The organism is Hydrogenophaga sp. A37, from assembly GCF_002001205.1.
In the GTDB taxonomy this organism is placed as follows: domain Bacteria; phylum Pseudomonadota; class Gammaproteobacteria; order Burkholderiales; family Burkholderiaceae_C; genus Hydrogenophaga.
In genome coordinates, this window is record NZ_MUNZ01000046.1 from 1 (window position 1) to 5,954 (window position 5,954).

General features: G+C 62.6%; 5 protein-coding genes, 2 tRNA genes and 3 pseudogenes. 5 read left to right on the forward strand and 5 right to left on the reverse strand.

Annotated features, from left to right (window positions below; translation table 11 throughout):
- The 3 genes and pseudogenes from B0E41_RS26975 to B0E41_RS01020 form a co-directional block, all read right to left on the reverse strand.
- A pseudogene (locus B0E41_RS26975) lies at window positions 1-204 on the reverse strand (hypothetical protein); the annotation flags it as partial.
- A 147-nt stretch (window positions 205-351) separates the two neighbouring features.
- Window positions 352-786 (reverse strand): ribonuclease HI, encoded by a 435-nt coding sequence (gene rnhA / locus B0E41_RS01015; RefSeq protein WP_077327869.1) that lies wholly within the window; start codon window positions 784-786, stop codon window positions 352-354.
- Between the two features lie 24 nt (window positions 787-810).
- Complete coding sequence (locus B0E41_RS01020) at window positions 811-1,629, reverse strand: class I SAM-dependent methyltransferase (RefSeq protein ID WP_077327872.1); 819 nt, start codon at window positions 1,627-1,629, stop codon at window positions 811-813.
- A gap of 89 nt (window positions 1,630-1,718) precedes the next feature.
- On the opposite strand from B0E41_RS01020, the gene gloB reads away from it, so the two are divergent.
- The 5 genes and pseudogenes from gloB (at window position 1,719) to B0E41_RS01045 (ending at window position 4,677) form a co-directional block, all read left to right on the forward strand.
- Window positions 1,719-2,492: a hydroxyacylglutathione hydrolase gene (gene gloB, locus B0E41_RS01025; RefSeq protein WP_077327875.1), complete on the forward strand. Its 774-nt coding sequence runs from the start codon at window positions 1,719-1,721 to the stop codon at window positions 2,490-2,492.
- A 5-nt stretch (window positions 2,493-2,497) separates the two neighbouring features.
- Window positions 2,498-4,090, forward strand: coding sequence for a transglycosylase SLT domain-containing protein (locus B0E41_RS01030; protein ID WP_077327878.1), 1,593 nt, complete (start codon window positions 2,498-2,500; stop codon window positions 4,088-4,090).
- Between the two features lie 26 nt (window positions 4,091-4,116).
- Window positions 4,117-4,335, forward strand: a pseudogene (locus B0E41_RS01035) (transposase); the annotation flags it as partial.
- Between the two features lie 130 nt (window positions 4,336-4,465).
- Window positions 4,466-4,542, forward strand: a tRNA-Pro gene (locus tag B0E41_RS01040).
- Window positions 4,543-4,600: 58 nt separating this feature from the next.
- A tRNA-Arg gene (locus B0E41_RS01045) sits at window positions 4,601-4,677 on the forward strand.
- An 83-nt stretch (window positions 4,678-4,760) separates the two neighbouring features.
- On the opposite strand, the gene B0E41_RS01050 is transcribed toward B0E41_RS01045, so the two are convergent.
- Window positions 4,761-5,468: a WecB/TagA/CpsF family glycosyltransferase gene (locus B0E41_RS01050; RefSeq protein ID WP_171984626.1), complete on the reverse strand. Its 708-nt coding sequence runs from the start codon at window positions 5,466-5,468 to the stop codon at window positions 4,761-4,763.
- Between the two features lie 360 nt (window positions 5,469-5,828).
- Window positions 5,829-5,954: pseudogene (locus B0E41_RS26400) on the reverse strand (IS630 family transposase); the annotation flags it as partial.

Here is a 5,954-nt window from a genome sequence, read left to right on the forward strand (position 1 = left end):
GCCACCAGCCCCGCCCTGACCGCCGCCACCGGGCGCACCACCGGCCGGTTTGCCCGGCCCGGCCACCGAGGCCGCCGCTGGGTTGCCTGAGGCGCCGTCGGCCACGGATCGCGATGGTGCTTTGTTCTGGAGCCACCACGCGCCAGTGGAGGCCAACGCCAATCCACCGACAGCGACCCAGATGTAGAACTTCTTGTTTGCCATGTGCCAGAACCTGGAGAAGAAGGGCGAAATGGGACCACGAGCGGCAGCCCCCTGAAAAGTGACAAATTGCAATGTAGCAGTGCTTGAGCCGCAGACACGGCCACAAGTTCAATACACGCCCGATGCCCGCAGCGCGAGGGCGATCTGTCAGCCGGGCACACCCCGATTGGCCAGCGCATCGGCATGCTCGTTGCCCGGGTCGCCCGCATGGCCTTTGACCCAGTGCCACTCGATCTGATGCACGCCGTCGTGCGCCAGCGCGTCCAGCTTCTGCCACAAGTCGGCGTTCTTCACCGGCTCCTTGGCAGCGGTCTTCCAGCCCTTGGTCTTCCAGCCATGGATCCACTCGGTGATGCCCTTGCGCACGTACTGGCTGTCCAGATACACCGACACCTTGCACGGCCGCTTGAGCGCGGCCAGGCCCTCGATCACGGCGGTCAGCTCCATGCGGTTGTTGGTGGTCAGGCGCTCACCACCCCAGAGCTCCTTTTCGTGCCCGCCGGCCTTGAGGAAAACGCCCCAGCCACCCGGGCCAGGATTGCCTTTGCAGGCGCCGTCGGTGTACATCACCACATGGTTCAAAAGAGGGGCTCCAAGAGAAAAAAATCAGTGCCGGTTGGCCACCGACACCGGCGCCGAAACGACTGTTCGGCGCGGACGCCAGGCTGGCCCGAGCAAGCGCACACCGCGCACCCGCTTGACCGCCACCACAAAGTAGACGGCTCCAAAAATCGGCCACCAACGCGGGCCGGCACGGTCCATCCAGGTCATGCGCTGCAGCCACTTGTCGCTGCGAACCGCCGGCCTGTAGCAGCCAAAGCGCTCCGACTCTACTTCAAAACTCAGCAGCTGCAGCCAGTCGCGCAGGCGCCCCGGCCCGATGAATTCACCCGCTTCCGGCAGGTACAGGCTGGACACACCAAATGCCGAGAGGCCCATGCGGTCGGCCAGCCGGCCACGGCTCTGCCGCAGGCCCCATAGGCTGTTGGGATTGAACCCGGAAATCACCACCCGGCCTTCGGGCACGAGCACACGCTCCACCTCTCGCAACACATGATGAGGGTCGGCACTCAGCTCCAGCGTGTGGGGCAATACCACCAAGTCAATGCTGGCTTCGGGGAAAGGCAGCGCCGCGGCGTTGGTGACCAAGGCAACACGCGGTGATCCGTTCAATGGGGCGAGCGGATCGTCCTCTCCCCCCGACCCGAGCACCGCCTCGCCCATGAACTCCTCCGGCAGCGCCAGCCAGCGGTGGGGCATGCGGTTGGCCTCCAGCGTGTGCAATTCGGACAACCCCAGTTGCAGGGCGTTGTAGCCAAACAGGTTGGCCACCGCGAGATCAAACTGCGCCTTCTCCCAAGCCAGAAGATACCCACCTGGAGCGGTCTGAAACCAGTCGGTCAAACTTATAATCGGAGGGTTCATGTGGGGTGTTGCAACGTCGGTCTGGCAGAGGTCGCCGCCCTCGGCCCCGGTCCAGATACTCTACACGCCCGCCCCCCGGGTTTCGCGCCATGACCTTGTTTCCTGTCCCGGCCTTCAGCGACAACTACATCTGGGTACTGCACGACGGCCAGCGCGCGTTGGTGGTCGACCCGGGCGAGGCCAAGGGCGTGCAGGCGTGGCTCGTCCAGCACCATCTCAAACTCGACACCATCCTGATCACACACCACCACGCGGACCACGTGGGTGGCGTGGCCGCGTTGCGCGAAACCACTGGCGCGCGCGTGATCGGCCCGGTTGATGAGCCCATGCCCGAACCGCTTCAGCGCGTGGGCGCTGGTGAGGCGGTGAACGCGTTGGGCTTGCGCTTTGATGTGATCGAAGTGCCCGGCCACACTTCGGGTCACATCGCCTATTTTTGTGCCGATATGGACGGTGCTCCCTTGCTGTTCTGCGGCGACACGCTCTTCTCCGCGGGCTGCGGCCGACTCTTCGAAGGCACGCCCGCCCAGATGCTGGAATCACTGACGCGTCTTGCCGCCCTGCCCGGCAACACCCGTGTCTGCTGCACGCACGAATACACGCTGTCCAACCTGCGCTTCGCTCGCGCCGTGGAACCGGGTAACGCAGAACTGAGCGCCTACGCGGCGCACTGCCAATCGCTTCGAGAGCGGAACCTTCCCACGCTGCCCAGCTCCATCGAACGGGAAAAGCAGATCAATCCTTTTTTGCGCGCCCATGTGCCCGCTGTCGAGCAGACCGCTCGCGCGCACGATCCCGATTCACCTCCTGGCCCGCTGGGCGTGTTCACCACGTTGCGCGCCTGGAAAAACACCTACCAGTGAGCCCCATGACATCTCCACTCCCCCGCGCGGCCAGCCTCGCACCGTCCAGTCAGAGACTCAAACTGGCCACGCTTGGTCTGGCTCTGCTGCTGGGTGCCTGCGCCAGTGCACCACCACCGCGCCCAACGGCACCCAGGGCGGCCGCGGCGTCTGCGGCTCCCGCTCCCGTGGTGAAGGCGCCGAGCGCGGAGCTGCCGCCTCATGCACCACTGACCGACATCGCCATGGCATCGGCCACGCCCCCGCCGGTGGTGATGCTCTCCGCGCCCACCGACATCTGGGACCGCATCCGCCGCGGCCTGGCCATGTCCGATCTGGACAACGACATGGTGCGTGACCGCGAGCAGTGGTACGCCAGCCGCCCGGACTACATGCAGCGCATGACCGAGCGCTCCAGCCGCTACCTGTTCCACATCGTTGAAGAAGTCGAGCGCCGCAACCTTCCCATGGAGTTGGCCCTGCTGCCTTTCATTGAAAGCGCGTTCAACCCGCAGGCCGTCTCCAGCGCGCGCGCGGCCGGCATGTGGCAGTTCATGCCCGCCACCGGGCAATCGTTCGACCTGCGGCAAAACGTGTTTCGCGACGATCGCCGCGACGTGCTGGCCTCCACCCGCGCCGCGCTCGACTACTTGGAGCAGCTTCACGCTCGCTTTGGTGACTGGCACCTCGCTCTGGCGGCCTACAACTGGGGCCAGGGCAACGTCAACAAGGCCATCACCCGCAACCGGCAAGCCGGCCTGCCGGCCACCTACAACGACATCAACATGCCGCTGGAGACGCGCATGTACGTGCCCAAGCTGCAGGCGGTGGAAAACATCGTCGCGCGTCCGGAAGCTTTCAGCGCCCAGTTGCCTTTGATCGGCAACCACCCCTTCTTCGACACCCTGACGCTGGAGCGCGACATCGATGTGACGCTGATTGCCAACCTCGCCGACATCAGCGAGAAAGACTTCCGCGCCCTGAATCCTTCGATCACGCAACCCATCGTGATGGCAGCCGGCACACCCTACGTGCTGCTGCCCTGGGACAACGCGGACATCTTCGAACGCCGTCTGGCCAATTACAAAGGCCCGCTCGCGAGCTGGACCGCCTGGGTGGTGCCCGGCACCATGACGGTGGCAGAGGTCGCCAGCCGCGTGGGCATGAACGAATCCGAGCTGCGACGCGTCAACAACATCCCGCCGCGCATGAAGGTGCAGGCGGGCTCCAGTCTGCTGGTTCCCCGCAATGGCCACCGTGACAAGGACGTGAGCGAGTTCGTGGCAGACAACGCCAGCCTGAGCCTGCAGCCCGAGACCATCGTGCGTCGCGGCACTGTGATTGTCCGCAGAGGGGACACACTGGGTAGCCTGGCGACACGTCATGGTGTGAGCACGGCCAACCTGGCCCGGTGGAACAACATGAGGATCGGCACCAAGCTGAAGTCGGGTCAGCGCCTGTCGTTGGCGAAGACCCCACGAACTTCGGTGGCAATAGCGAAGAAGTCGAGCAAGCGCCCCTTGGCAAAAGAGAACACGGTCAAACGCACTAGAACGGTCGCCGTGAAATCCACGCGCGCTGTCAGCAAAGGCAAGTCCAAGAAGTCGCGCAAGAACTGAGAGGCTGAGCGTTTTTCGCTCATGCCAATGGGCGCCTGCGCCAGGAGTGCCTCAATGCCACCTGGTTCATGTCATTGGACGACGCACGAGGCAAAATCGAGGCTTGGCGGCAGTACTACAACGAGAGTCGTCCCCACTCATCGTTGGACTGGACCACGCCCGCCGAATTCGCCCGTCGTTGCAGGCAGCTGCCTGCAACGACGATCTCAGAGGAGCCGGAAATCTCCACTTCTGAGCGGTACTGAATCGGGGACAGGGTCATTGACGGACTTCACTAACTTCAGGTTGGTACGGCTGGTGGGGGGCAGGTCAACACCAAAAAATCCAAGATGCTCGAGATTGGCCGCATTCACAGGGTATACTTATTGGCTTAGTCGGAGCGTAGCGCAGCCTGGTAGCGCATCTGCTTTGGGAGCAGAGGGTCGCGAGTTCGAATCCCGCCGCTCCGACCATTGTTGAAGTACGAAAAAGGCCCACACTGTGGGCCTTTTTTGCATCTGCTTCACCCGTCTGCCCGTAGCTCAACCGGATAGAGCAGCTGCCTTCTAAGCAGCAGGTCGGGGGTTCGAGTCCCTCCGGGTAGACCATTGATAAGTTTCAAGAGGTCCCGGGAAGTCCCTGCATATTTTCATAGGCCTTTGATATTCAAAGACCCCTACCCCCGCAATGGTCAGTCTTGAGAGAGTTTGGACAGTGGTCTGAGACCGTCTCTTACCAGCAAGCCGATGCCGGCCGGGTAGTGGACAAGATAACGCTTCCATAGGCGACCGGGCTCTCTCACCAGCCGGAAGAACCACTCCATCCCCATCCTTTGCATCCACTTGGGTGCGCGGCTGCCTTGCGGACCGAGGATTTCGAAGCTGCCACCAATGCTGGTGATCACCAGCTCTGGCATCAAAGACTTTATCTTGAGGGCCAGTTGGTCCCCTTTGGGAACGTTGAGCGCCAAAAACACCATGCGCACCTGCTGTTCACGCAGAACGCCGACAAACTGTTGTACTTGCTCATCGCTGAGGTCAACCTTGCCGTTGAACAGGTAACGGCATGCTTGCTGTGCAGCGCCACCGTAGCGAGCCACGGTGGCGGCTGGGTCCACTCCGCCGATGATGGCGTAGGCCGGCAACTGCGGCAGGCGCAGAAAGGCGTCGACCAAGTCGACGCCCGTGGTCCGTTCAGAGATGACCTGGTTTGCACCTTTGAACTTGGAGGCCCAGACCAGGGGCATACCATCAGCGGTGATGATGTCGGCTTGCGCGACGAGAGCCCAATAGCCGGAGTCCCGCGTGAAGCGAGAAAGCATCTCCGTGTTGAGGGTGAGCAGCCATGCACCCTCTCCCCGTGCGATACGGTCCAGAAGGCCGTCCAGCGTTTGTTTCATATTGGCGCGGGAGATCGGAAGCCCGCACAACATGCAGTGGTCGTTCATAGTCGGTGGGGCCGGCGAGGCCATGCCCAGGATGGGGACCGGCGAAATGGAGATAGTTCAATGTGCACGGTGGTAACTTTCGCGGACGGCACATGACTCGGGGGAGAACATCGATTCAGCCCGATAGGCCTGCATCCTGCGTGCATGCGAAAACATGAAATGGTGAAACAAGGGAATTTCGGGTAGACCGCCGGGTTCCGGATGAGCAACTTTAACAAGGTTGTTCTCGCCGCCGCTTGGCGCTGCCGATGATCACCAGCAGCGCGCCCATCTCCAGCAGCCAGTTGATTCGAAGTCCGGAAAAGCGGTGTCCTAGTGTCCTGTCCCGCTGATACGTGAACAAAGTCGATGCAGCTTTTCAAGGATGGAATCGGCAGTGGCGGTCCACCTGAACGGCTGGCAGTTTTCGTTGTGAGCGGTGACGAAGTGGTCGATGCG

Coding starts and splice junctions, on each gene's coding strand:
- B0E41_RS01020 (WP_077327872.1), bottom strand. CDS start 1,629: ATGAACCCTCCGATTATAAGTTTGACCGACTGGTTTCAGACCGCTCCA.
- gloB (WP_077327875.1), top strand. CDS start 1,719: ATGACCTTGTTTCCTGTCCCGGCCTTCAGCGACAACTACATCTGGGTA.
- B0E41_RS01030 (WP_077327878.1), top strand. CDS start 2,498: ATGACATCTCCACTCCCCCGCGCGGCCAGCCTCGCACCGTCCAGTCAG.
- B0E41_RS01050 (WP_171984626.1), bottom strand. CDS start 5,468: ATGAAACAAACGCTGGACGGCCTTCTGGACCGTATCGCACGGGGAGAG.